Annotated in this window: 23 protein-coding genes; 7 read left to right on the plus strand and 16 right to left on the minus strand. The window is 61.2% G+C overall.

The genetic code is table 11. The annotated features are described in order from the left end of the window. Nucleotide 1 precedes the first annotated feature (1 nt). The 8 genes from Q4Q11_RS04775 to Q4Q11_RS04810 all read right to left on the minus strand — a co-directional run bounded on the left by Q4Q11_RS04775 (nt 2) and on the right by Q4Q11_RS04810 (nt 9,413). On the minus strand, nt 2-1,213 hold the full coding sequence (locus tag Q4Q11_RS04775; protein ID WP_498568804.1) for an imelysin family protein: 1,212 nt from the start codon (nt 1,211-1,213) through the stop codon (nt 2-4). Next, on the minus strand, nt 1,213-2,772 hold the full coding sequence (locus Q4Q11_RS04780; protein WP_498568828.1) for a di-heme oxidoreductase family protein: 1,560 nt from the start codon (nt 2,770-2,772) through the stop codon (nt 1,213-1,215). The genes Q4Q11_RS04775 and Q4Q11_RS04780 overlap by 1 nt, the downstream gene beginning before the upstream one ends. Nucleotides 2,773-2,817: 45 nt before the next feature. After that, nucleotides 2,818-4,107 (minus strand): imelysin family protein, encoded by a 1,290-nt coding sequence (locus tag Q4Q11_RS04785; RefSeq protein WP_498568805.1) that lies wholly within the window; start codon nt 4,105-4,107, stop codon nt 2,818-2,820. 311 nt (nt 4,108-4,418) lie between these two features. Beyond that, a complete protein-coding gene (locus tag Q4Q11_RS04790) occupies nt 4,419-5,708 on the minus strand; it encodes an RsmB/NOP family class I SAM-dependent RNA methyltransferase (protein WP_498568806.1) in 1,290 nt (429 codons plus the stop codon). A 205-nt stretch (nt 5,709-5,913) separates the two neighbouring features. Next, nucleotides 5,914-6,282: a septal ring lytic transglycosylase RlpA family protein gene (locus tag Q4Q11_RS04795; RefSeq protein ID WP_498568807.1), complete on the minus strand. Its 369-nt coding sequence runs from the start codon at nt 6,280-6,282 to the stop codon at nt 5,914-5,916. Nucleotides 6,283-6,678: 396 nt separating this feature from the next. Beyond that, nucleotides 6,679-7,551, minus strand: a complete 873-nt coding sequence (locus Q4Q11_RS04800; RefSeq protein WP_498568829.1) for an SDR family oxidoreductase — start codon at nt 7,549-7,551, stop codon at nt 6,679-6,681. Beyond that, nucleotides 7,551-8,708 (minus strand): tRNA epoxyqueuosine(34) reductase QueG, encoded by a 1,158-nt coding sequence (gene queG, locus Q4Q11_RS04805; RefSeq protein ID WP_498568808.1) that lies wholly within the window; start codon nt 8,706-8,708, stop codon nt 7,551-7,553. The genes Q4Q11_RS04800 and queG overlap by 1 nt, the downstream gene beginning before the upstream one ends. Nucleotides 8,709-8,720: 12 nt before the next feature. Then, nucleotides 8,721-9,413 carry a glutathione S-transferase family protein gene (locus Q4Q11_RS04810; RefSeq protein WP_015338534.1) on the minus strand — a complete coding sequence of 231 codons (693 nt, stop codon included), beginning with the start codon at nt 9,411-9,413 and terminating at the stop codon, nt 8,721-8,723. Nucleotides 9,414-9,562: 149 nt separating this feature from the next. Here Q4Q11_RS04810 and Q4Q11_RS04815 point away from each other — a divergent pair, with 149 nt between their 5' ends. Continuing rightward, entirely contained in the window at nt 9,563-10,360 is a 798-nt protein-coding gene (locus Q4Q11_RS04815; protein ID WP_498568809.1) for an undecaprenyl-diphosphate phosphatase, read from the plus strand. Nucleotides 10,361-10,428: 68 nt separating this feature from the next. Here Q4Q11_RS04815 and Q4Q11_RS04820 read toward each other — a convergent pair whose 3' ends face one another. The 7 genes from Q4Q11_RS04820 to dnaN all read right to left on the minus strand — a co-directional run bounded on the left by Q4Q11_RS04820 (nt 10,429) and on the right by dnaN (nt 15,681). Further along, on the minus strand, nt 10,429-10,596 hold the full coding sequence (locus Q4Q11_RS04820; protein ID WP_498568810.1) for a hypothetical protein: 168 nt from the start codon (nt 10,594-10,596) through the stop codon (nt 10,429-10,431). Between the two features lie 391 nt (nt 10,597-10,987). Continuing rightward, on the minus strand, nt 10,988-11,968 hold the full coding sequence (locus Q4Q11_RS04825) for a complex I NDUFA9 subunit family protein (protein WP_113223096.1): 981 nt from the start codon (nt 11,966-11,968) through the stop codon (nt 10,988-10,990). A gap of 110 nt (nt 11,969-12,078) precedes the next feature. Beyond that, nucleotides 12,079-12,366 (minus strand): DUF1330 domain-containing protein, encoded by a 288-nt coding sequence (locus tag Q4Q11_RS04830; RefSeq protein ID WP_112508333.1) that lies wholly within the window; start codon nt 12,364-12,366, stop codon nt 12,079-12,081. Between the two features lie 27 nt (nt 12,367-12,393). Next, nucleotides 12,394-13,086, minus strand: coding sequence for an orotidine-5'-phosphate decarboxylase (gene pyrF, locus Q4Q11_RS04835; RefSeq protein WP_498568811.1), 693 nt, complete (start codon nt 13,084-13,086; stop codon nt 12,394-12,396). 1 nt (nt 13,087) lies between these two features. Then, on the minus strand, nt 13,088-13,675 hold the full coding sequence (locus tag Q4Q11_RS04840; RefSeq protein WP_498568812.1) for a histidine phosphatase family protein: 588 nt from the start codon (nt 13,673-13,675) through the stop codon (nt 13,088-13,090). 20 nt (nt 13,676-13,695) lie between these two features. Next, nucleotides 13,696-14,289, minus strand: a complete 594-nt coding sequence (pmtA, locus tag Q4Q11_RS04845; RefSeq protein ID WP_112508341.1) for a phospholipid N-methyltransferase PmtA — start codon at nt 14,287-14,289, stop codon at nt 13,696-13,698. A gap of 273 nt (nt 14,290-14,562) precedes the next feature. Next, a complete protein-coding gene (dnaN, locus tag Q4Q11_RS04850; RefSeq protein WP_112508344.1) occupies nt 14,563-15,681 on the minus strand; it encodes a DNA polymerase III subunit beta in 1,119 nt (372 codons plus the stop codon). Nucleotides 15,682-15,933: 252 nt separating this feature from the next. Between dnaN and rsmI the strand changes: the two genes are divergently transcribed. The 6 genes from rsmI (at nt 15,934) to Q4Q11_RS04880 (ending at nt 21,699) form a co-directional block, all read left to right on the plus strand. Next, nucleotides 15,934-16,842 carry a 16S rRNA (cytidine(1402)-2'-O)-methyltransferase gene (rsmI, locus tag Q4Q11_RS04855; RefSeq protein WP_112508349.1) on the plus strand — a complete coding sequence of 303 codons (909 nt, stop codon included), beginning with the start codon at nt 15,934-15,936 and terminating at the stop codon, nt 16,840-16,842. Continuing rightward, entirely contained in the window at nt 16,835-17,203 is a 369-nt protein-coding gene (locus tag Q4Q11_RS04860) for a YraN family protein (protein ID WP_112508351.1), read from the plus strand. Before rsmI ends, Q4Q11_RS04860 begins: the two co-directional genes overlap by 8 nt. Nucleotides 17,204-17,303: 100 nt before the next feature. Next, nucleotides 17,304-18,299, plus strand: a complete 996-nt coding sequence (locus Q4Q11_RS04865; protein WP_498568813.1) for an endonuclease/exonuclease/phosphatase family protein — start codon at nt 17,304-17,306, stop codon at nt 18,297-18,299. Between the two features lie 97 nt (nt 18,300-18,396). After that, a complete protein-coding gene (locus tag Q4Q11_RS04870) occupies nt 18,397-18,900 on the plus strand; it encodes a cupin domain-containing protein (protein WP_498568814.1) in 504 nt (167 codons plus the stop codon). Nucleotides 18,901-19,024: 124 nt separating this feature from the next. Next, on the plus strand, nt 19,025-19,972 hold the full coding sequence (gene gshB, locus Q4Q11_RS04875) for a glutathione synthase (RefSeq protein ID WP_112508358.1): 948 nt from the start codon (nt 19,025-19,027) through the stop codon (nt 19,970-19,972). A gap of 194 nt (nt 19,973-20,166) precedes the next feature. After that, a complete protein-coding gene (locus Q4Q11_RS04880; protein ID WP_498568815.1) occupies nt 20,167-21,699 on the plus strand; it encodes a YifB family Mg chelatase-like AAA ATPase in 1,533 nt (510 codons plus the stop codon). 52 nt (nt 21,700-21,751) lie between these two features. Here Q4Q11_RS04880 and cysK read toward each other — a convergent pair whose 3' ends face one another. Further along, nucleotides 21,752-22,720, minus strand: coding sequence for a cysteine synthase A (gene cysK, locus Q4Q11_RS04885; RefSeq protein ID WP_113215244.1), 969 nt, complete (start codon nt 22,718-22,720; stop codon nt 21,752-21,754). Nucleotides 22,721-22,829 lie beyond the last annotated feature (109 nt).

Consider the following 22,829-nt stretch of genomic DNA (forward strand, 5'->3'; position numbering starts at 1 on the left):
CTCAGTCTCCGTCTGCGAAGGAGAAGCCGGCCGAGAGGCCGATGGCGCCGCCGTACGCGTCGCTGAAGCTGGTGGCGAGGTCGCGGCTGACGGAGAGCAGCTTGTCGATCTTGGTGCGCTCCGCATCGTTGCCGATGGCCGCCTCGATATCCGGATTGATTGATGGCGCCGTCGTTGCAAGCTCGTTCAGAAGGCTATCGATCTTCGTGGCGACCGCGTGCTTGTCCGATGGCAGCAGGCTTGCCATGTCGGCTTTTTCCCAGAGTGCCTTCAGGCCTTCGATATTGCCTGATAACGAGGTCCAGGTATTGGCCGAGCGCCAGTAGATCGCCATCTTTGGCCGTGCCGTTGCCTGATCGCCCTTGTAAAAGGTCTCCAGCCGCCGGTCGCGGACATTGGCCGCCCCATGCACCAGGATTCCGAGCAGTGCCGTCACGGCCTCCTTGTTGTCCATGAAATCATCGCTGGATTTGCCCGGAAACTTCCAGGATGTCTGCACCCCGCCGGGAGCATCCCATTCCTCGGCGATTTCCCTGGCGGTGTTTTCGATATTGCCGGCAACGGCCGCACCATAGCGGCAACGGAAACTCTGCTTCTCCTTGCCCAGAACGTCCGAACCGCTGCCGAAGAGCACATATTCCAGCGCCGTCATGCTCATCAGCGCCACGCTCTTGCCGGCGACGGCCTCGACCGTCGTGTCCTGCTCGTCCGCCTTGGCGATCAGCGCCTGCACCTGCTTGAGGCCGACGCCCTTGCGGTCGGGATAGAAGAGGATGTGCTCGAAGCGGTTCTTTTCGATGATCGGGCCGGTATCGACGATCTCGATGCGCGACCAGCTTTTCACCGTATCGCCGAAGGCTGATTTGGCGCCGGAAAGCGTTGCATCCGCGGGGTCGGCGCAAAGCGTCTTCATGGCGACAGTCAGTTTCGAGGCGGAGTCATGCATGGCACGGTAGCCGGGGCGGATTACGTCATCCACCGCCTTCTGCAGCACGGCTGGCGCGGCGGCCTCGTTCAGGCCGGCGCCAGTGGTCGTCGCATCCTCGGCATGAGCAGGCAGGGCCACGACGGTAAGCAGCAGGCTGGCGGCAAGAGCAATTCCAGCAAAAGTGCGCAGCGGTTTTGCGTCCGGAATTGCATGAAAACAATGGGAGGGAGCATTTGCGTGACTCCGTTTAGAGCGGAAATGCTCCGGGTGTTTCCAGTGGCGCATCAGAGGGACTCCAGAAAGTTGATGAGGGCTTGCCGGTCTTCCTTCGAAAGATCGGCGAATGCATTGCGGGCTTTTTCGGCCTCTCCTCCATGCCAGAGAATGGCTTCTGTCAGCGTGCGGCCGCGGCCGTCATGCAGATAGGCTTGCTGGCCGCTGACGGTCTGTGTCAGGCCTATACCCCAGAGCGGCGGCGTGCGCCAATCGCGGCCGGATGCCACGCCCACCTGCTGCCCGTCCGACAAGCCTTCACCCATGTCATGCAGCAGGAAATCGGAATAGGGCCAAATGAGTTGGAAGGCCTGCGGCGAATCCTTGCCGTCGCTGCCCTTGATACCGTCTCGCGTCACGAATTTCGGCGTATGGCAGGCCACACAGCCGGAGCGGTAGAACATCTCCTTGCCATGCAGCACATCGGAGGAGCCTGTCCCGCGTCGGGCCGGTACGGCGAGATTTTCGGAATAAAAGGTGACGAGAGGGAGCACCGGGTCCGGCGCTTCCGTATCGCCAAGGCGCTTCTGCACGCCGGTCGGCATGCTCAGGCAACGCGTTTCCTTAGGGGTGCAGTCGCCATGGGGATTGGGACGGTCCGGCGTCGAAATGCCGATGTCGATCGAGAAGGCGTCGGCCACCTGGTCGCGCACGGTTGCATTCTGCGCTTTCCAGCCGAAACGTCCGAGTGTGAGCTGGCCGGTGCGATGATCGCGAATGATGGCGGGACGGCCGCGTATGCCGATGCCCTTCTTATCGTCCGGGTCGGCATTGGCCAGAATATCGGCATCCGGAATGGCTTCGATCAGGCCAAGGCCGATCATCGGCGGCGCGATGCGCGCTGAAAGCGTGATGCTGGCGTCCATCGGCCCGTAGGCGAGATCGCTGACCCCGTATTGCGGTTTACGCAAGATCACGGTCTCCCCGCCGGCAAGCGTCACCGTCTCCTCGCTATAGCTGAGGGTTATCTTCCCTTCGGCGGCAAGACCGGGAACGGCAAGATCCTGCAGCTGAGCTCCATAGGTCGAATCCGGGAAATTCAGCGCGTGAAAATCCCTGACGGCGTGCTCTTCCTCCGGCGTTGCGGCGGTCCTTGCCAGGCGCAACACCATCGAGGTCGCGGCAGCTCCTGCTTCCTCAGGCGGATGGCCGCGCCCGTCGCGGACATGGCAGCTTTGGCAGGAGCGCGCGTTGAACAGCGGCCCGAGGCCATCGGAAGCCTGCGTGGAAGAGGGCGCCGAGACCCAAAGCTTGCGGAAGAGGGCATTGCCCAGATGAAAATCCTGGCCCTGTTCCTGGTTCAGACTGGCGGAAGGCTTGGAGAAGATATCGCGATTGACCTTGTCGATCGCGGTCAGGGCGCCGCCCTGCATCGCCTCATAGGGTTCGGCCTTGAGAAAATTGCCGGTTAGGCTGACAACATCGTGGACGCGCTTCAGTTCCTCGGGAGAAAGATCCGTGCGGCTGCTTGGAAAAGAGAGGATGTCGGCGGCGGCCAACGTGATCGAAAAAATCAAAAAAACCGCGGCGATAGCGGGCAAAAGGGCGCGATTGGCCGGTAAACCTGTCATGGGTAGCGGGGTGGCAGCGCCTTTACGCACTGCCACCTTCCCTCATTATTTCTTCTTGAAGACGGAGTTCGGGTTGTCCAGACTGTCCGAACCTTCGAGCTTGATCGCGCCGAGATCGAGAGCGGCGATCACGCGCTGGATGCTCTTCGTCTGGTCGAGCAGGCCGTCGATGGCCTTCTGGATGGTGGCATTGCCTTCCTTGTTGCCCTCGGCAATCATCTGGTCGTATTTCTCGACCGTCTCGCCGCGATGCACCAGCGCCTTCATGGCATCGAGCGTGGTGTCGAGCTTGCCTTCCATCTCCTTGTCGAGCGCCGGGTCCTTGGCCTTGACCAGATCATGCAGCGACGGACCCTTCATCCTGGTGCCGTCGATGCGGGTGTAGTTGCCGTTATAGGCAGACGCGATGCCGATGGCGTCGCCGTTATGCTCGTTATAGGTATTGTCGGAGAAGCAATCCTGCTCTTCTTCCGGATCGTGCAGCAGCAGGCCGAGCTTCATGCGTTCGCCGGCAACTTCGCCATAGGAGAGCGAGCCCATGCCGGTCAGGATGGCGGTGAGGCCAGCCTTCGGATCGGCTTCGACATGCTTGGTGGCTTCGCCTTCCGGCGCCCACTTGTCCGCCATGTCCTTCAGGTTGGCGACCAGCAGTGTCGAAGCGGACTTCAGATATTCGGCGCGGCGGTCGCAATTGCCATGCGTGCAATTCTTCGGATCGTAGTCGGTGGCCGCGCGTTCGCCGGCACCCGGTCCGGTGCCGTGCAGGTCCTGCCCCCAAAGCAGGAATTCGACGGCATGATAGCCGGTCGCGACATTGGCTTCGACACCGCCGGCCTTGTGTAGTGTACCCGACAGGAATTCCGGCGTCAGATGCGAGGCATCGACATCCTTGCCGTTGATCTTGATCGTCTTGTTGGCGATGACGTTCGCGACATAGAGTGCGTTTTCGTCGCTTTCCGTGCCGTAGGAGGCGTCCACATAGTCGATCAGGCCTTCGTCCAGCGGCCAGGAGTTCACCTGGCCTTCCCAGTCGTCGACGATCGGATTGCCGAAGCGATAGACTTCCGTCTGCGCGTAGGGAACGCGAGCCTTGATCCAGGCCGCGCGTGCCGCCTTCAGCGTCTTGTCGCTGGGCTCGGCGAGCAAAGCGTCGATCGCCTTGTCGAGTGACTGCGCCGCCGTCAGCGCGTCCTGATATTTGGCATGCGCCAGTTCGGTGTAATGCTTGAGGACGGCGGCCGGCTCCGGGGTGGCGGCAAAAGCAGGCAGGCCGGATGCGGCCGTCGCGGTAATGGCCACCGCAAGCGCGGCGCCGAAATTGATCTTCAGTTTCATGTTCCTCTCCTGTGACGGCGGGAGGCACCGTCAAAACTTGGTAATTTGTCTCATGTATGAAAAATAAACTTGTGTCAAATACTCTAGTTTAGAATGATTTTAAGACTGAAAGCCGCCGGGCTTTGCCGCCGCAAACGGAACGAATTTGCCCGCAAACATGCGGATACAGGTCTGATGGCAATTGTTGCTGGAGGCAGTCGAGGCTCTGTGACGGCAACGTAAGCGGGCTGGCGACAATCGGATGCCCGACCGCCGCCATACCCATCATGCCGCCAATGCGGCAATTCCGTCGTGGACAGGCTGAGTTCGGCTCACATCTTCCGTTGCAGGCGGCAGAAGAAGAATCCGTCCGTATCGGTGGTGGCCGGCGTCAATGTAATGGTCTTGCCGTCCGAGGAGCGGGGCTGCGGCGCGTCCTTGCCGAACAGCTTTTCCCAGGAGCTCAGGGTTTCCGTCACTTGGAAATCGGGATTCTGCGCCGCAAAGCGGTTCACCTGCACTTCGTTTTCTTCCGGCAGGACCGAACAGGTGACGTAAAGCAGCGATCCGCCTGGACGCACGAATTCGCCCGCCTGCGCCAGGGCTTCCTGCTGCTGGCTGGTGCGCTCGTCGAGGTTCTTCTGCGTCAGCCGCCATTTCGTATCGGGCCGGCGGCGCCACGTGCCCGTGCCGGTGCAGGGGGCATCGACCAGCACCTTATCGAACTTGCCGCGCAGATGGAGCAGGCCATTGCGCTCGTCATGGACCTGGACATTGCGGGTGCCGGCCCGCTTCAGGCGCTCGATGATCGGCGCCAGCCGTCGCCGGTCTGTATCATAGGCGTGGACCTGCCCCTTGTTGTGCATGGCAGCCGACATGGCAAGCGTCTTGCCGCCGCCGCCGGCGCAATAATCGAGCACCTGGTCGCCTTCATCAGGCAGGACCAGATCGGCGACGATCTGGGAGCCTTCGTCCTGTACTTCGAACCAGCCTTTTTGAAAGGAGAGCTCGGCGGTGACGTTCGGAAGGCGCGATGCACCTTCTCCGGCAGGAATGCGGATGCCGAAGCGGGCGACCTTCGATGCTTGGGCGCCTGCGCGTTCCAGCGCCTTCACGACTTTGGCGCGGTCGGCCTTCAGCGCGTTGGCGCGCAGGTCCAGCGTCGGGCGTTCGGAAAGAGCCTGCGCTTCGGAGAGCCAGCCGTCCCCGAAGGCTTGCTGGAAGGAGGGCTCGACCCATTCGGGAATATCGCCCTGGATATGGAGGGGAGCGTCTTCGAGCTTGCGGGCTGCAAAGGCAGCCAGTGCCTCGGCGCTCGGGGCTTCGGGCGCGAATTTATCGCCGTCGAGCTCGGCAGCCAGAGCCTCGGGCGTCAGGCTCCATTGGCGAAAGAGCACGGCATGGGCAAGCGCCGAAGGGCTGTCGTCTCCCATCAGCCAAGCGTGGGAAAGCCGCATGCGCAGGGCGTCGTAGACGATATTGCCGATCGCGGCCCTGTCTCCGGATCCGGCAAAGCGATGAGCAAGGCCCCAGTCCTTCAGGGCATCGGCTACCGGCCGCTTGCGCGTTTCGATATCGGCAAGAACTTCGATAGCCCCCTGTAATCGGCCACCCAGACGCATTCACACTCTCCTGCCTGCGCAGACCCGGAACCCGTTGGAGCTCATCTTGGGAATCTGCGCCCTACCAAAACCGCTGACGGCTCGCCAATCCGCGCAAATATGCCCATGGCGGCGGATTTTGAGACGTCTCAATCGCGTGGTAGCCGCGATTGGCCGAGAGAGCAAGCGTCATGCCGATTTGCCGTATTGTTCCGGCTGCCGGCGATTACTTCGAGGCGACGACCTCGTAGCAGATCTTAGCGGTACCCGAAGCGACCATGCCGATGTTCTGCGCGGCGGCACGGGAAAGGTCGAGAACGCGGCCCCGAATGAAAGGTCCACGGTCGTTGATGCGGACGACGACGCTGCGGCCATTGTGCCTGTTGGTGACCCGCAGACGTGTGCCGAAGGCAAGCGAGCGGTGGGCTGCAGTAAGATTTCTGGAACTCATGCGTTCCCCGGAAGCAGTTCGGGAGCTTCCCCCGTACCATGAAGCGCCACCGCAGCCAGCGGATGCAAATGCAGGAGTCGAAACGACAGCAAAGGAGGCGGATATAGTTGCGGCGATCGCCAAAGAACGTATGATTTTCTTCAAACCGATTTTTCCCTCAAGCTATTGAACTTGCGCCTGCGGTAGGCGGCGGGGCTTAAATCCGGCCAAAAGTGGCGAAAAAGTGCCATGTGAAATCACGGAATGTTACAGGCTGTAACATTTCTGGATGGCGGCAGATACTATGACTAATCGGTAAGTTTGCTGATTGTGGAAAAAACCTAATGAAATCAGTTAAAAATGAAATGATTTTTTCTCCCCCCATGCTGCAATGCGGGGCATCACAAAAAATAGAAAAATAATTTTCCAGATCCGCCATAATTGCTGCCGCATTTGTGCAATTTTAGAGGTCGTTAACCATAAATGCGGAGTAAATTGAACTAAGAGGGCCGGATAAGTAGGAATTTTCATGCGATTTTTCTCGATGTGAACGGCCGTTTCTCAGCCGCACCACCGCCCGGAGGACCAGAGTTCGGCAAGCGACATACGATACTCAGGGTAGCGGAAGGGGAAACCGAGCGCGCGTAATTTCGCATTCGAGACCCGCTTGTTCTCGCCGTAAAAAGAGCGCGCCATCGGCGTCAGCTCGGCTGTTTCGAAAGGCTGTTCCGGCGGTGGTTCGACACCCATCAGGCGGGCTGCCTCGACAATCACATCCTGCGGCGGCGCGGGTTCGTCGTCGGTGACATTATATATGCCGCCGAGCCTGCGCTCTGACAGGAAGCGGGCACAGAAACCGATATCCTCGACACGGATGCGGTTGAAGACCTGGTTCGACTTGATGAGCCGTCGCGCCGTGCCTTTTTCCAGATTGCAGAAGGCGTTTCTGCCCGGGCCGTAAATGCCGGAAAGCCGGAGCACGGCGACGGGAAGACCGAGCCTGATGCCGACGCGCATCCAGCCGTCCTCCGCCTCGACCCGCTCGACCGAGCGGTCCGCGACCGGATGCAGCGGCGTCTGCTCGCTGACCCAGGCGCCCTTGTGGTCGCCATAGACGCCGACGGTCGAGAGGTAGCAGATCCATTCCAGCTTCGGCATCAGCGCCTTGAGATTGAGCTGCGCCAGCCGCAGCAATGGATCGCCCGACTTGCCCGGCGCGATCGATTGCACCAGATGCGTCGCCGTTGTCATCGCCTCGGCCAGAGCCGGGTCGAGCGTCTCTCCATCGAAGACGAAGGCTTCGATGCCTTCCTTCGCCAGCAACGCCGCCTTGTCGCCGGAGCGGGTCGTGCCGGTGATGCGGATACCGGAACCCGCGAAAACCTTGGCGATGGCCGTTCCGGAATAGCCGCAGCCGAAAATCATCACATGCATCACCATACCCCCGCCAGTTTCCATTCGGCGCGAACCTCTTCGTCCGCTTCGTCATGCCTTTGTGCCGCAAATGCGGTGAACTCGCCAGCCGTCATCAGCCGCGATAGCGCCCAGACGGCCATCCCGCGCACCACGGGCGAGGGATCTGCGGCCAATTCGCGACACCTCTCTATGAGGGAGCGTTCGCCTGAATTGCCGGCTGCGATCAGCACATTGCGGATGAACCGGTCCCGGCCGATGCGCTTGATCGGCGAGCCGCTGAAGAAGGTACGGAAGGTCGCATCGTCCAGGCCAAGCAGGACGGCGATCGACGGTTCTCTCAGGTCGTCCCGCGCAACGAGCTTCATTTCCGATGCGTCGCTTGCGAACTTGTTCCAGGGGCATACGGCGAGGCAGTCGTCACAGCCATAGATGCGATTGCCGATCAACGGCCGAAGCTCAGGATCGATCGGCCCCTTGTGCTCGATGGTCAGATAGGAAATGCAGCGGCGCGCATCGAGCTGGTAGGGCGCAGGGAAGGCCGATGTCGGGCAGACGTCCAGACAGGCCCGGCAGGAGCCGCAATGGTCGATCTCAGGCTCATCCGGCTCCAGATCGGCCGTGGTGAACATAGAGCCTAGAAACAGCCAGGAGCCGAAAGCGCGGCTGACGAGATTGGTATGCTTGCCCTGCCAGCCGAGGCCGGCCGCGCCTGCCAGCGGCTTCTCCATGACGGGTGCCGTATCGACGAAGACCTTGACGTCCTCCTTTGACCGGGCCGCGAAGCGCGTCGCGATCTCCTTCAGCCGTCCCTTGATGATATCGTGATAATCGCGGTTTCGCGCATAAACAGAGATCGCCGCCGTGTCCCTCCTCTCCAGAATGCCGCGAGGATCTTCGTCGGGACCATAATTGAGGCCGAAGACGGCGATGGAGCGGGTTTCGTTCCAGAGCACGCGCGGATCGGCGCGCCGCTCGCGTGTCTCCTCCATCCAGCCCATGGTGCCGTGACGGCCCTTGTCGAGAAAGTGGCCAAGCCGGATCGCTGCCTCGGGAATGGCGTCCGGCCTGGTGATGCGGCAGAGATCGAAACCCTGCGCGAGCGCTTCCTGCCGCAGGAAGGCGGTCAATGCTTTCCGGCGCTTGTCGGCTTTTTCCGCTTCACGATCATCGGGCATAGCGAGCCCTCGTCAGAAATCCAGATCGGCGTAGTGCGAAACCGGGGTAACGCCGCGCACGCGCTCCGCCAGGATCGGCCGGAAGGATGGGCGCGACTTCAGCCGCTGATACCATTCCTTGGCCACCGGCGATTCCGTCCAGTCGATCTCGCCGAGATAGTCTAACACGGAAACCGATGCGGCGGCGGCAAGATCGGCATAGCTCAGCCGTTCGCCGGCCAGCCACTGCCGCGAGCCTGCCAGCCAGGACAGATATTTCATATGCTGACGGATATTGCCGCGCGCCATGCGCATGACCTTGGAATCGGGTGCGCCGCCGCCCTGTTCGGCGGTCATCTGCAGCTTGAAGACGCGCTCGCGCGTCAGCGGCCGCGTCACATCCTGCTCCATCTTCTGCATGAACCATTCCGTCAGCCGGCGGATTTCGGCGCGCTGGAACGGATCTTCGGCCAGAAGCCGGCGGTCGCGCTTCAGAACGCCGTGCGTCTCGTCGAGATATTCGGAAATGACGGACGCGCCGCAGAGCGCCCGCATGCTGTCGTCGACATAGACGGGCAGGGTGCCGGCCGGATTGAGCGCCAGGAAATCGCGTCGCTTTTCCCAGGTCTGCTCCTCTATCAGTTCCGTCTGATAGCCATATTCCGTCAGGATCAGACGAACGAACCGTGAGGAGGATGACATGGGGTGGTGATACAGCGTCGGCATTGGTACTCGGGTGTTTCTGATTGATGCTATGGAGCTTTTTGGTCGCGATACTGCGACCCTAGTCATTTGTCATCGGTTGAAGCTATAGGATCTTGGCCTAGTTTGCACAAGCGAATCGGGCCGCCCTGCCGTTTGACAAAGGACACGATATGGCTGAACAAATTATTATCGCGCTGGTTTTAGGCCTTGTGGAGGGGCTTACGGAGTTCATTCCGGTCTCTTCCACCGGCCATCTGATACTTCTCGGACATTTTCTCGGCTTCCAGTCGACCGGCACTTTTGAAGTTTTGATCCAGCTCGGCGCGATTCTCGCCATTCTGCTCGTCTATTTCAATCGGCTCATCCAGATCGCCAAGGCGCTGCCCGTCAGCGTCAAGGCCCGTCACTTCGTTCTGGCTGTTCTCTTCGGCTTTCTTCCGGCCGCCCTCATCGGCGCGCTCGCCCATGACTTCATCAAGAAAGTGCTGTTCAACTCACCGATGGTGATCTGCATCTCGCTGATCCTCGGCGGCATCGTCTTGCTTGTCGTCGATAGAGTCCGGTTCAAGCCGAAATATACCAGTGCCTATGAATTTTCCTGGCCGCTGGCGATCAAGATCGGCTTTTTCCAATGCCTGGCCATGATCCCCGGGACGTCGCGCTCCGGTTCCACCATTGTCGGCGCCCTGCTGCTCGGTGCCGACAAGCGTTCGGCCGCGGAATTTTCTTTCTTCCTGGCCATGCCGACCATGGTCGGTGCCTTCACGCTGGATTTGTGGAAGAGCCGCCACGACCTCAGCATGGCCGATGGCCAGTTGATCGCGATCGGCTTCGTCATGGCTTTTATTTCCGCGCTGTTCGTCGTACGCGCGCTGCTCGATTTCGTATCACGCCGCGGTTACGCCCCTTTCGCATGGTGGCGCATCGGCGTCGGCACGGTCGGCCTGATCGGGCTCTATTTCGGTTGAGCCGATCGTCCCTGCAGCAACCGCTAAGAAAATGAAGGCCGGTGAAAACCGGCCTTTTTCATGCTCGATCAGTTCGAGGAGGAAGAGGTGTCGATGGAGCCTGTCGTGCAAGGATCGACGCCATAGGTCGGCGCACATTCGCCCTTGATCGAGGCGATGCTGCCGCGGGCGACGAAAGAGCCAGCGAGAATCACCAGTGCCGCGCACGCAAACAAAAGCGCGATAGACTTGCCCATCGAAGAATGCCTTTCCGCAGAAGTGTGAAGCGCGCCACGGACCGGTTCATTGTCCAAGCCTGAGACGCGCGGCTGTGTTAGTCAGTGAGATGAGCAATAGCAATAAATCTTCATGTTAAATTTGACGTTAATGCTACTATTTCCGCACTGCGTCTTTTAGGCAACGCTAAGCTGTGAATCATCGCAGTGCCGTGCGCCATATATGGCGCGCAAAGGTCGCCGTAACGCATTTAATCTGCTGCATGATTTTGTCCTGAAATCGATCCCGATCCAGGAAATTATGCGGAAGGTCTTTTCGATCTTCCGAAACTCGATTCCGGCTTTGGCAGGCCCAAAAAAAACCGCCCGACGAGGCCGGGCGGCGCATAATTCTCATCGAATTGCCGAATCGTCAGGCAGCCTTGCCCGAACCTGTGAACTGACCCTGCGGCCGATAGCGCACCAGATAGGACGGCAGCACGGAAGCGAGCAGGGTCGGCAGCAGGCCGATACCCTTCAGCGTGCGTCCTTCCGCTTCCGCCTGCTTGGAAACGACATTGTCGCTCTTCAGCAGGGTCACCTGATCGGCCGTGATCGGTGGCTTGATAAGCGGCACCAGCGAAGCGATCGAGCCCGCCAGCGAGGCGAGGCTGAAGGGGATGGAGACGAGCGCCTTCTTCCGGCTGATGACGGAAAGGGTGGTCTCGAGACATTCGCGGAAGGACAGCACTTCCGGACCGCCGAGCTCATAGGTCGTGCCGGCCTTCAGCTTGCCGTCGACGGCGCGGGCAACGGTCTCGGCGATGTCCCCGACATAAACGGGCTGGAACTTCGTCTTACCGCCGCCGATCAACGGCAGGAACGGCGCCGTGCGCGACATGTCGGCAAACTTGTTGAAGAACTCATCTTCCGGTCCAAAGACGATCGAGGGCCGCAGGATGATTGCATCCGGCTTGATCGACAGGATCGCAGTTTCGGCGCGAGCCTTGGTGCGGGCATAGGCCGAAGCCGAATTGGCGTCGGCGCCGAGCGCCGAAATATGCGTCAGCGAAGCGCCGGCGCCACGTGCAGCTTCCGCAATGGCCTTGCCGCCGAATTCCTGCGCGGCTTCGAAGGTGTTGCGACCGCTCGGCGCCAATATGCCGACGCAGTTGACGACATGCTGAGCGCCTTCGACGGCGCGGTCGATGGAGTTGCGGTAGCGCACATTGGCCTGAATGATCGAAATCTGGCCGAGATTGCCGAGCGGCTGCAGGAATCCGGCAAGATCGGGACGGCGCACGGCGACACGGATGCGATAACCGCGCTTGGCAAGCGCACGCACGACGTGCCGCCCGATGAAGCCTGATCCTCCAAACACGGTCACGAGCGGCGGGAGGTTGGACAGGGTCATGGCAGGCTCCTCGAAAGGCTTTATTGGGCTGATCTGGTTTCGTCTTAGCCGATCCGCGCGCCGAGGTGAAGTGCTATCGCGCTGCATTGCACCTCGGCTTTTCGCTGGGTTCAGATGCCTTCGACGACCACCATTTCGGCGTCCGCCACCTGCTGGCGGATTTTGGCTGCGATCTGGTATTCCGGCGAGTTGTAGCAATCGACGGCATGCTGCAGCGAAGGAAATTCGATGACGACGTTGCGGCCGCGCGCCTGTCCTTCAAGCGGTGTAAACGCACCGCCGCGGGCAAGAAAGTTCGCGCCGTATTTCTCGAAGGCAGGCTTGGCGGCTGCGACGTAGTCCTTGTAGCGCTCGGGGTCGCGGACATCCACGCGCGCGATCCAATATCCCTTTGCCATATGTTCCTCCCTGCTTGCTTCTGTATCTTAGAGCGCGGCATCCATTTCGGCGAGGATGGCGTGGGCTGCCTCTTTCGGATCGGCCGCCTTGACGATCGGCCTTGCGACGACGAGATGGCTCGAGCCGGCCTTGATGGCATCCGCGGGAGTCATCACCCGCTTCTGGTCGCCCTTGTCGCTGCCTGCCGGTCGGATGCCCGGGGTTACCAGCGCCATATCCGGACCGATGATCCTGCGCACCGCGGATGCCTCTTCCGCCGAGCAGACGATGCCGCCCATGCCGGCCAGATGCGCCTGTTCGGCCCGGCGCAGCACCAGCGTATGCGGATCATATTCGTAGCCTGCGGCAATGAGATCCTGTTCGTCCATCGAGGTCAACACGGTCACGCCGAGCAGGCAGAGGTCGGAGCCCTTGGCGGCTTCGACGGCCGCTTTCATGGCTTTCGGATAGGCATGCAACGTCAGCATCGACATGCCCATCTTGACGATATTCTCTACGCCAGAGGCCACGGTGTTGTCGATGTCGAGCAGCTTCATGTCGAGGAAGATCTTCTTGCCGCTGGCGGCGAGATCGCGGGCGAATTCCAGCCCGCCGGCAAAGGCGAGCTGATAGCCTATCTTATAGTGGAGGATATCGCCGCCGAGGGCACCGACCACTTTTTCGGCCTCCTGAAGGTTTGGAACATCCAGTCCAACGATCAAGCGGTCGCGTGCGGTCATCTCAAGCCCATCCCATCCAGTCTTCCATGGGTGTCCAGTCGCATGAGACGGCGCGCTTCGCAAGATCGAAACAGAAAAGATTGCCGCCGCCCGGCGGCTGATCGCCCTGCCGCGCGATCGGTTTTCCTTGCAGATGACATTTCAGCAGCGTGCCGACGCCGCCGTGGCCGACGAAGGCGATCGGCATTTGCGGATCATGCCGCGCGAGCACGTCCTCGACGTTGGAGATGATCCTCGCCTGCGCATCGATGGCGCGCTCCCAGCCTTTGAAGCTTTCATGCGGATGGGCGAAGAACCAGTCGGCTGCTTTCTCGAATTCGGGAGGGGTCAGGAAACCCGTGGCGCTGCGGTCGTTTTCGTGCATGGCCTCGATGATTTCGACGGCCGCACCGTTTGCCGCCGCCAAAGCCTCGGCCGTTTCGATCGCCTTGCGTTCGCCGCTGGAGACGATGAGGCCGAGCTTGCTGGCCCAAGGCCGGCTCGCCGCCATCCGCGCTCGCTCAGCACCTGTTTCGGACAGCCCCCATTGCGGCACCGGCACATCCGGATCGATGCGCACCTGCGGGTGCGTAATATAAAGAGCGTACATGGATACCCTCGACGACCGTCTCAGCCGCGGCTGTAGACCCAGAGCTGGGCCGGTGGAATGTTGCGGACGATGAAATCGAAATGGCGGATATGATAGCGATCCGGCTTAGCGATGATCGGCGAAACCGGTCCATAGGAGATCTGTACCACCGGACGGCCGGGCGGCATGCGATCCAGCAGGCTTTCCAGCAACGCGACGCGCGCCTTCATCGGGAAATTGAGGAGGGGAATGCCCGAGACGACCGAATCGAAAACCTGCCCGCGCAGCACGCCAAGCGTCGTATCGAGATCGAAGGCATCGCCGTTGATGAAATTGACGCCGGGGTAGCGGCGCACGAGGTGATTGTAGAAGTCGGTGGAATATTCGATGGCGACAAGATTTTGCGGCTCGACGCCGCGTGCGAGGATCGCCTTCGTAATGGCACCCGTACCCGGCCCGAGTTCCAATACGGGCAGGCCGGATTGCGTGTTGATGACGCTCGCCATCTTGCGGGCGGTGATCGAGGAGGTCGGGACAATCGAGCCAACGGTTTTCGGCCCTTGCATCATGCCCTTGAAGAAGCGAATCTCCTCGTCGAATTTCTTGCCCAGCCGTTCTTTGAGACGCAGCGCCATGCTCTCCCCCCCCACCAAATGTTACGGTCGCGACTTACTACCGTTTCTCTCAATCTTGCAATGCGATGACGCAATAAAAAGAGAAAATGTCGCAATCCACAAAGGACCAAATAAAAACGCCCCTGCGTTGAATAAACGCATAAAAGGGCGTTTTTGTTTCGCCAGAGCCAGATGATTTCTGGTCCGTTCGGCCTGAAATCATCTGATCCTTGAGTCGAGAAAGTGGAGTATGGTGTCGTCCGAAAAACCGCTCACACTTTTCGGCATCATGCTCTAAACGCGCATCGGCATCAGCACATAAAGCGCGTCGTCGCCGGCCGTGTCGCGGATGAGCGTCGGCGAACCGGCATCGGCCAGCAGGAACACGGCAGAATCGCCTGAGAGCTGTGCGGTGATGTCGAGCAGATACTTGGCATTGAAGCCGATTTCCATCGGATCCATCTCGTAGCCGACGGCGACTTCTTCCGTTGCACTGCCCGAATCCGGGTTGTTGACCGTCAGCAGAAGCTGGCCGTCCGACAGCGCCAATTTCACGGCGCGGCCACGTTCCGACGAGATCGTCGAGACGCGGTCGACGGCCTGCGCGAAGGTCTGGCAATCGACGCGCATTTCCTTGTCGTTATTGGCCGGGATAACACGCTGATAATCCGGGAAAGTACCGTCGATCAGCTTCGAGGTCATGACGATGGAGCCGATGGTCAGACGGATCTTGGCGTCGGAGACTTCGACGGTCACGATCGTATCCGGTGCATCCACAAGCTTCTGCAGTTCGCCGACCGTCTTGCGCGGGATGATGATGCCGGGCATGCCCTCGGAGCCCGAGGGGGCGCTGACATCGGCACGCGCCAGGCGATGGCCGTCGGTGGCGACGGCTCTCAGCTTCAGGTCGCCGCCGCTTTCGATCGTGTGGAAGAAAATGCCGTTCAGATAGTAGCGCGTCTCTTCGGTGGAGATCGCAAACTGCGTGCGGTCGATCAGCATCTTCAGATCGGCGGCTTTCAGCTTGAAGGAATGGCTGAAGCTGCCGGCAGTGAGATCCGGAAAATCCGATTCCGGCAGGCACTGCAGCGAGAATTTCGAGCGGCCGGAGGCGACCGTCATCGAGCTGCCATCGGTGTTGGTGGCAAGAAGCACCTCCGAGCCGTCTGGCAGCTTGCGCACGATATCATAAAGCAGATGCGCGGGAACCGTGGTGGCGCCGGCCTGTTCGACATTGGCGGGCGTCGCCTCGGTGATTTCAAGATCGAGGTCTGTCGCCTTCATGTCGAGGCTGGTGCCTTCGGCCTTCAGCAGCACGTTGGACAGGATCGGGATCGTGTTGCGGCGCTCGACCACGCGATGGACGTGGTTCAGCGACTTCAGGAGGTTCGACCGCTCAATTGTTATACGCATGGATGCTACCGCTTTCGACCGTGACTTGCCGGGCGGCCCGAGGCGCCCGAGCGACATGTTTTCGGACGAGGCCCGAAAGATTGGACAGGCAACTTGGCAGACTTCTCCATCCGAATGCAAGAGGCATGGGCGATTTGCCGGGCGGCAATTCGACATTTCGTCGACAATGCTCCACAGGAATTGCGCCGCTCTTGCCGTCGGCACGCGCCTCGCCCATAAAGGCCGGGAATACGAAGTGAAGTCAGGACCGGCATGAACGAAGAGCAATCAGGCGGCGGAACGCGCAGTTTCCGCCTGCACAACAACCAGATTCCGGCCCGTCCCCTCGAACCGGCGCTCTATCTCGTCGCCACGCCGATCGGCAACCTCGGCGATATCACGCTGAGGGCGTTGGAAACGTTGGCCGGCGCAGACGTTCTGGCCTGCGAGGACACGCGTGTTACCCGCGTCCTGCTCGACCGCTACGGCATCCAGAACAAGCCCTATGCCTATCACGAGCACAATGCCGATGAGGCAGGCCCGCGGCTGCTGCAGGCGCTGGAGGCCGGCCGTTCCGTCGCACTGGTGTCGGATGCAGGCACGCCGCTCGTCTCCGATCCCGGCTACCGGCTGGCAACGCAGGCGATCGAGGCTGGCTGCAAGGTTGTTCCCATTCCCGGTGCTTCGGCGCCGCTGGCGGCCCTCGTCGGCTCCGGCCTGCCGAACGATGCTTTCTTCTTTGCCGGTTTTCTGCCGGCAAAGGACAAGGGCCGGCGCGATCGGCTGGCGGAACTTGCGGGCGTTCCCGCAACCCTCATCTTCTTTGAATCGCCGCATCGCATCGCCGCCACGCTTGCCGCCGCCGCCGATGTGCTCGGCGGCGAGCGCAGGGGCGCGGTCTGCCGCGAACTGACGAAGACCTTCGAGGAATTCCGCCGCGGGTCGCTGTCCGAACTCGCCGCGTTCTATGACGCCGTCGAGAATGTGAAGGGCGAGATCGTCTGGCTCGTCGGCCCGCCGGCGGAACGCGTTGCGGCGGAGGCCGATGTCGAGGCCATTCTGGCCGATCTTGCCGGAACGATGCCGACAGCCAAGGCGGCAACGGAGGCCGCGCATCTTACCGGTCTGCCGCGAAAGGAGCTTTACCAGCGCCTGCTCGACATGAAGGAGCGTCATGAGTGAGACAGGCGAACGGCTGAAACGGCAAAAGGCCTGGCGGCGTGGTCACATTGCCGAATATCTTGCCGCCGTCTTTCTTATGCTCAAGGGCTATCGGATCGTGGCGATCCGCCATCGCACCAGGCTCGGCGAAATCGATATCATTGCGCGCAAGGGCGATCTCGCCGTCTTCGCCGAGGTCAAATCGAGACGCGATGAGCAGGAGGCGATCGACGCCGTTTCCTTCTCTTCACAGAGACGCATCCGTGCGGCCAGCGACCTTTGGCTCGCCCGGCAGCCGGATTTTGCCCGCCTGTCGCAGCGCTATGATATCGTCGCCATATTGCCCGGCCGATGGCCGCGGCATTTTCCGGACGCCTTTTGAGCGCGGCGTTACAGCAACGTCACAAAATCAGCCTATTGCCGGGCCGATAAGCGCTTGCGACTTCCGCCGCGCTCGCAATCCTATTTCGACAGGTCTCAATATGATCCGCAACACCGTTTCCGCTTTCGCCGTTCCCTCGCAGGAGGAGCGCAACAGCTTTGCTGCGCTTGAAAAGACCCCTGCCGTTCATGCCGGGAAGCTTTCGTCGCTCCCCTGTCTGAATGCGGTGCGCGTCGGCGGGACGGGTGCCAAGATCGAGGCCCTGTCCTTCCCGTTCACGGCTGCCGCCTGGAATCTCGAGCGCTGCCTGTTTCCGGAGGAAAGTGCTGCCAAGCTTCGGGGAACTGGAGCGTCGCTCATCCTGTTGTCCGAGATGGACCAGGGCATGGCCCGGACCAAGCAACGCGATCCGACCGCCGTCATCGCCGACGAACTCGGCATGAACCATGCCTATGGCGTCGAGTTTCTCGAACTCAGCCTCGGTTCGGAAATCGAGCGTTCCTACTGCCGCGACGATTTCAACGAGAAGGGCTTTCATGGCAATGCGCTGATGGCCTCCGTCGCCCTGAAGGATGCTTTCATGATCCGTCTACCGGGCGAGGCTGTATGGTTCAACGACAGCAACGAGCAGCCGCGCATCGGCGATCGCTGTGCCGTCGGCGCTGTCGTTAAGACCGCAGCCGGCCCTATGGTCGCCGTTTCAGTTCATCTTGAAAGTGTCGCGACCGCTGCCTATCGCGAGCGGCAGATGGCGGCGTTGATCGACGAGGTTGAAGGTTTCGCACCCGGCCTCCCGATCCTGATCGGCGGTGATCTCAACACCGGCAATCACACCGGCGGCGATTACTCGACCGATACCTTGTTCGCCATGGCCGAAGGCCGCGGCTTCGAATGCCACGGCGGCCCGCTGGATCAGACGAGCACGCGCCCGAGCCTGATCACGCGCTTTCCCGATCGCACCATGAAGCTCGACTGGTTCCTCACCCGTGGTTTGAAGATCGGCGAAAGCCACCTCGTTTCCTCTCTGAACGAAGAGGGCAAGCCGCTCTCCGATCACGACATGATCCTCTGCACAATCGAAGGTTTTTCCGCCTGATCGCTACAATCGTTAAAATGCGCTGGGTTTGATGAACCCTGCCGTTACCCCTTCCATGCGATGGATCTTAGATACGCATGGAATTTTGGGGGATTGCATGGTTCTGAAAATGATATTGGCGAGCATGGCGGCCTTTGCCGCGCGTGCCGCGCCGGACGTCGTCACAATGCCGCGGTCGAAAAGCTTCATCGCCGGCGCCAGCGGCGAAATGGAAATGAAACCGTCGCCGATCGAGCCGTCCTGGATCCTGGCGGGCAATCCCGTTGCCCGCATCGCCGAGCATTCGCGCGGGCAGGACGATGCCGCGTTGACGGCGCTGTGGGATTGTACGGCAGGCGAATTTCGCTGGTATTTCGGCTGGGACGAAACAGTGATGATCCTTGAAGGCGAAGTGCATATCACCACGGAAGACGGTGTCGAGCGCATGCTGAGCGCCGGCGATGTCGCCTATTTCGCCGGCGGCACTTGGGCGACATGGCGCATCGACAGCTATCTGCGCAAGGTCGCCTTCTTACGCAAGCCGTTCCCGAAGCCATTGAGCATGGCCTATCGCCTGCGCAACTTCGTCCGGCAGGGCGGCGCACAGGGACTGGCCGCCTAAGCGCGGCCGGCCCTGGCAAAAGACGTTCCGCACGAAGGCATACCTGACGGAAGTCCTTGAATGGCCGTTGCGTTTGGAGGCGGGCCGACCTACATCTGTCCGCAAATTCGAGCGAGGGCTGACTATGGCTGGTATCAAGAATGTTGCGGTCCAGATGGACCATGTCCGGAGCATCAATATTGCGGGCGACTCGACCTTCGCCATGAGCCTCGAAGCCCAGAACCGCGGCTACAAGCTCTTCCACTACACGCCCGAGCGGCTGAGCATGCGAGACGGCAAGATCTATGCATCCGTCGAGCCGATGATCCTGCGCGACGTCAAGGGCGATCACTTCGAGCTCGGCGAGCCGGAGCGCGTCGATCTCTCGACCATGGATGTCGTTCTGCTTCGGCAGGACCCGCCCTTCGACATGGCCTATATCACCTCGACGCATCTGCTGGAGCGCATCCACCCGAAGACGCTCGTCGTCAACGACCCGGCCTGGGTGCGCAACTCGCCCGAAAAAATCTTCGTCACCGAATTCGCCGATCTGATGCCGGAGACGCTCATTACGCGCGATGCCGGCGAAATCCGCCGCTTCCGCGAGGAGATGGGCGACATCATCCTGAAGCCGCTTTACGGAAATGGCGGCGCTGGCGTCTTCCACTCGACGCGCGACGACCGCAATCTCTCGTCCCTGCTCGAAATGTTCGGCCAGCTCTTCCGTGAGCCCTTCATCGCCCAGCAATATCTGCCTGATGTCCGCAAGGGAGACAAGCGCATCATTCTCGTCGATGGCGAGGCTGTCGGCGCGATCAACCGTGTGCCGGCCGAGCATGATGCCCGCTCCAACATGCATGTCGGCGGCCGCGCCGAGGCGACCGAGCTGACGGCGCGCGAGAAGGAAATCTGCGCCCGCATCGGACCGGCGCTGAGAGAGCGCGGCTTCCTGCTCGTCGGCATCGATGTCATCGGAGATTACATGACCGAGATCAACGTGACGTCGCCAACGGGTCTTCGCGAAGTGAAGCGCTTCGGCGGCGCCGATATTGCCAGTCTGCTGTGGGACGCGATCGAATCCAAGCGGGCCTGATCGGCACCTCCCTTCCACATTTTCCAGCTGAATAGTCGCATTCCCCCAGGGACGTAGACGCTTCGGCGTGCCAAGGTGGAGTTTTTGTTCGTTTATTGTTCTTGTTTCATTCCTTATCTTGTGCCAGATTGCAACTCGAAGTTTGTCGATCGGAGTAAGTAACGGCAAACGGGTTGGGCGACAGGGGGCAGGGAATGGTAGCGCGTGTCAGTACGGTCGCGTTTCAGGGCATTGAAGGCGTACCCGTCGAGGTGCAGGTGATGATCGCGCCCGGCAAGGTGCTGATGCACATCGTTGGCCTGCCCGATAAAGCCGTGGCAGAAAGCCGGGAGCGGGTGCAGGCGGCATTGCACGCATCCGGCCTCGCGCTGCCGCCGAAAAAGGTCACGGTCAATCTCGCGCCGGCGGACTTGCCGAAGGAGGGCAGCCACTTCGACCTTGCCATCGCGCTCGGTCTGATGGCGGCGCTTGGCGCGATCCCCGCCGATGCCCTGTCGTCCTACACGGTCATCGGCGAACTCAATCTCGATGGCACCATCGCGCCTGTTGCCGGCGCGCTTCCCGCGGCGATCGCCGCCAATGCCATGGGCAAAGGACTGATATGCCCGGCCGAAAGCGGCCCGGAAGCCGCCTGGGCCGGCAAGGAGATCGATATTCTGGCGCCGCGCAGTCTGATTGCGCTCGCCAACCATTTCCGCGGCACGCAGGTTCTATCGCGGCCAGAACCCTCCATTCGTGCCAGTGCCGCCAATCTGCCCGACCTTGCCGATATCAAGGGCCAGGAAAGCGCCAAGCGCGCCTTGGAAGTGGCGGCGGCCGGCGGGCACAATCTGCTTTTTGTCGGGCCGCCCGGTTCCGGCAAGTCGATGCTCGCCTCACGCCTGCCGTCCATCCTGCCGCCCTTGTCGACAAACGAGCTGCTGGAGGTGTCGATGATCCATTCGATCGCCGGCCAGCTTTCCGGCGGCAAGCTCTCGGATCGGCGGCCCTATCGCGCGCCTCATCACTCCGCCACCATGGCGGCGCTCGTCGGCGGCGGTATTCGCGCCCGGCCGGGCGAGGTCTCGCTCGCCCATCACGGCATTCTTTTCCTCGATGAGTTGCCGGAGTTTTCGCCGCAGGCGCTCGATGCGCTGCGCCAGCCGCTTGAAACCGGCGAATGCGTCATTGCGAGAGCAAACCACCGCGTCTCCTATCCGGCCGGCATCCAGCTCGTCGCGGCAATGAACCCGTGCCGCTGCGGCATGGCTGGCGAGCCGGGCCATACCTGCGCCCGCGGACCACGTTGCGCTTCCGATTATCAAGGCCGGATTTCCGGTCCACTGCTCGATCGCATCGACATCCGCATCGACGTGCCTGCGGTCTCGGCCGCCGATCTCATCCGGCCGACGGTGGCCGAAAAGAGCGCCGATGTCGCGCTGCGCGTCGCCCGTGCCCGTGAACGGCAAAGGGAGCGTTTCGAGCGGGCCGGCATGAAGGATGTCAGCACCAATGCCCGCTGCTCCACCGCGATGATCGAAACCATCGCCGAGCCCGATGCTGCCGGCCTGCAATTGCTGCGGGATGCGGCCGAAAAGATGAAATTCTCGGCCCGCGGCTACCATCGCATTCTCAAAGTTGCACGCACCCTTGCCGATCTGGACGATAAACCGACCGTCGGGCGCATCCATCTCGCGGAAGCCATCTCCTACCGCATTGCCGGCGAGCGGCTGACTGCGGCGGCATGAGCTTGAAGCACGTCGCGCAAAAACGCGACGCGATTTTTTCTGGTAGGCAGCTTCAGCCGCCAAGTCCCTCGAACAGCGCCGTCGAGAGATAGCGTTCAGCGAAGGAGGGGATGATGACGACGATGGTTTTGCCTTCGCTTTCCGGGCGTTGGCCGATCTTGATTGCCGCCGCCAGCGCCGCGCCGGAGGAGATGCCGACCGGCACGCCTTCGAGCTTGGCCACCAGCCGCGCCAGCTGGAAGGCCTCGTCATTGCTGACGGTGACCACCTCGTCGTAAACATGGGTGTCGAGGATCTTCGGCGCGAAGCCGGCGCCGATGCCCTGGATTTTGTGCGGGCCGGGATTGCCGCCGGAGAGAACCGGCGAATCCGTCGGCTCGACGGCGATGACCTTGATATCGGCTCTGCGGGCCTTCAGCACCTGGCCGACGCCGGTGATCGTGCCGCCGGTGCCGATGCCGGCAACGAAAATATCGACCTTGCCGTCGGTGTCGTTCCAGATTTCCTCGGCCGTCGTCTTGCGGTGGATTTCCGGATTGGCCGGATTTTCGAACTGCTGCGGAATGATCGCGTCCGGCAGCGACGCGGCGAGCTCTTCCGCCTTGGCAATCGCCCCCTTCATGCCCTTCGGTCCCTCCGTCAGCACCAGTTCCGCACCGAGCAGCGCCAGCATCTTGCGGCGCTCGACCGACATGGTCTCCGGCATGGTGAGGATCAGCCGGTAGCCCTTGGCGGCGGCGGCAAAAGCAAGCGCAATGCCGGTGTTGCCCGAGGTCGGCTCGATCAGGACGGTCCGGCCGGGAGCGATCTTGCCCTGCGATTCCAGGCTCTCTATCATTGCGACGCCGATGCGGTCCTTCACGGAGGCGATCGGATTGAAGAATTCGAGCTTTGCCAAGAGGTTGGCCTTGACGCCCTTCTCCTTCGCCAGCTTGTCCAGACGGACAATCGGCGTGTCGCCGATGGTCTCGGTGATCGAGGCATAGACGCGGCCGCGGCCAGGTTTACGGGTGTCGGACATGGGTAGCTCTCCCTATATTGGAATTATGAAACGACAATAGGAGCAAACGCCCGCGGAAACCAGAGTACGCACACGCCACTCGCGCGAGGCGCGTGAGAAAAGAATCTCC

Source organism: Rhizobium sp. UFLA01-1127 (assembly GCF_059803845.1).

Excerpts from the sequence above, each read along its gene's own strand:
- Q4Q11_RS04775 (WP_498568804.1), bottom strand. The coding sequence starts at position 1,213 with ATGCGCCACTGGAAACACCCGGAGCATTTCCGCTCTAAACGGAGTCAC.
- Q4Q11_RS04780 (WP_498568828.1), bottom strand. The coding sequence starts at position 2,772 with ATGACAGGTTTACCGGCCAATCGCGCCCTTTTGCCCGCTATCGCCGCG.
- Q4Q11_RS04785 (WP_498568805.1), bottom strand. The coding sequence starts at position 4,107 with ATGAAACTGAAGATCAATTTCGGCGCCGCGCTTGCGGTGGCCATTACC.
- Q4Q11_RS04790 (WP_498568806.1), bottom strand. The coding sequence starts at position 5,708 with ATGCGTCTGGGTGGCCGATTACAGGGGGCTATCGAAGTTCTTGCCGAT.
- Q4Q11_RS04800 (WP_498568829.1), bottom strand. The coding sequence starts at position 7,551 with ATGCATGTGATGATTTTCGGCTGCGGCTATTCCGGAACGGCCATCGCC.
- queG (WP_498568808.1), bottom strand. The coding sequence starts at position 8,708 with ATGCCCGATGATCGTGAAGCGGAAAAAGCCGACAAGCGCCGGAAAGCA.
- Q4Q11_RS04810 (WP_015338534.1), bottom strand. The coding sequence starts at position 9,413 with ATGCCGACGCTGTATCACCACCCCATGTCATCCTCCTCACGGTTCGTT.
- Q4Q11_RS04815 (WP_498568809.1), top strand. The coding sequence starts at position 9,563 with ATGGCTGAACAAATTATTATCGCGCTGGTTTTAGGCCTTGTGGAGGGG.
- Q4Q11_RS04820 (WP_498568810.1), bottom strand. The coding sequence starts at position 10,596 with ATGGGCAAGTCTATCGCGCTTTTGTTTGCGTGCGCGGCACTGGTGATT.
- Q4Q11_RS04825 (WP_113223096.1), bottom strand. The coding sequence starts at position 11,968 with ATGACCCTGTCCAACCTCCCGCCGCTCGTGACCGTGTTTGGAGGATCA.
- Q4Q11_RS04830 (WP_112508333.1), bottom strand. The coding sequence starts at position 12,366 with ATGGCAAAGGGATATTGGATCGCGCGCGTGGATGTCCGCGACCCCGAG.
- pyrF (WP_498568811.1), bottom strand. The coding sequence starts at position 13,086 with ATGACCGCACGCGACCGCTTGATCGTTGGACTGGATGTTCCAAACCTT.
- Q4Q11_RS04840 (WP_498568812.1), bottom strand. The coding sequence starts at position 13,675 with ATGTACGCTCTTTATATTACGCACCCGCAGGTGCGCATCGATCCGGAT.
- pmtA (WP_112508341.1), bottom strand. The coding sequence starts at position 14,289 with ATGGCGCTGCGTCTCAAAGAACGGCTGGGCAAGAAATTCGACGAGGAG.
- dnaN (WP_112508344.1), bottom strand. The coding sequence starts at position 15,681 with ATGCGTATAACAATTGAGCGGTCGAACCTCCTGAAGTCGCTGAACCAC.
- rsmI (WP_112508349.1), top strand. The coding sequence starts at position 15,934 with ATGAACGAAGAGCAATCAGGCGGCGGAACGCGCAGTTTCCGCCTGCAC.
- Q4Q11_RS04860 (WP_112508351.1), top strand. The coding sequence starts at position 16,835 with ATGAGTGAGACAGGCGAACGGCTGAAACGGCAAAAGGCCTGGCGGCGT.
- Q4Q11_RS04865 (WP_498568813.1), top strand. The coding sequence starts at position 17,304 with ATGATCCGCAACACCGTTTCCGCTTTCGCCGTTCCCTCGCAGGAGGAG.
- Q4Q11_RS04870 (WP_498568814.1), top strand. The coding sequence starts at position 18,397 with ATGGTTCTGAAAATGATATTGGCGAGCATGGCGGCCTTTGCCGCGCGT.
- gshB (WP_112508358.1), top strand. The coding sequence starts at position 19,025 with ATGGCTGGTATCAAGAATGTTGCGGTCCAGATGGACCATGTCCGGAGC.
- Q4Q11_RS04880 (WP_498568815.1), top strand. The coding sequence starts at position 20,167 with ATGGTAGCGCGTGTCAGTACGGTCGCGTTTCAGGGCATTGAAGGCGTA.
- cysK (WP_113215244.1), bottom strand. The coding sequence starts at position 22,720 with ATGTCCGACACCCGTAAACCTGGCCGCGGCCGCGTCTATGCCTCGATC.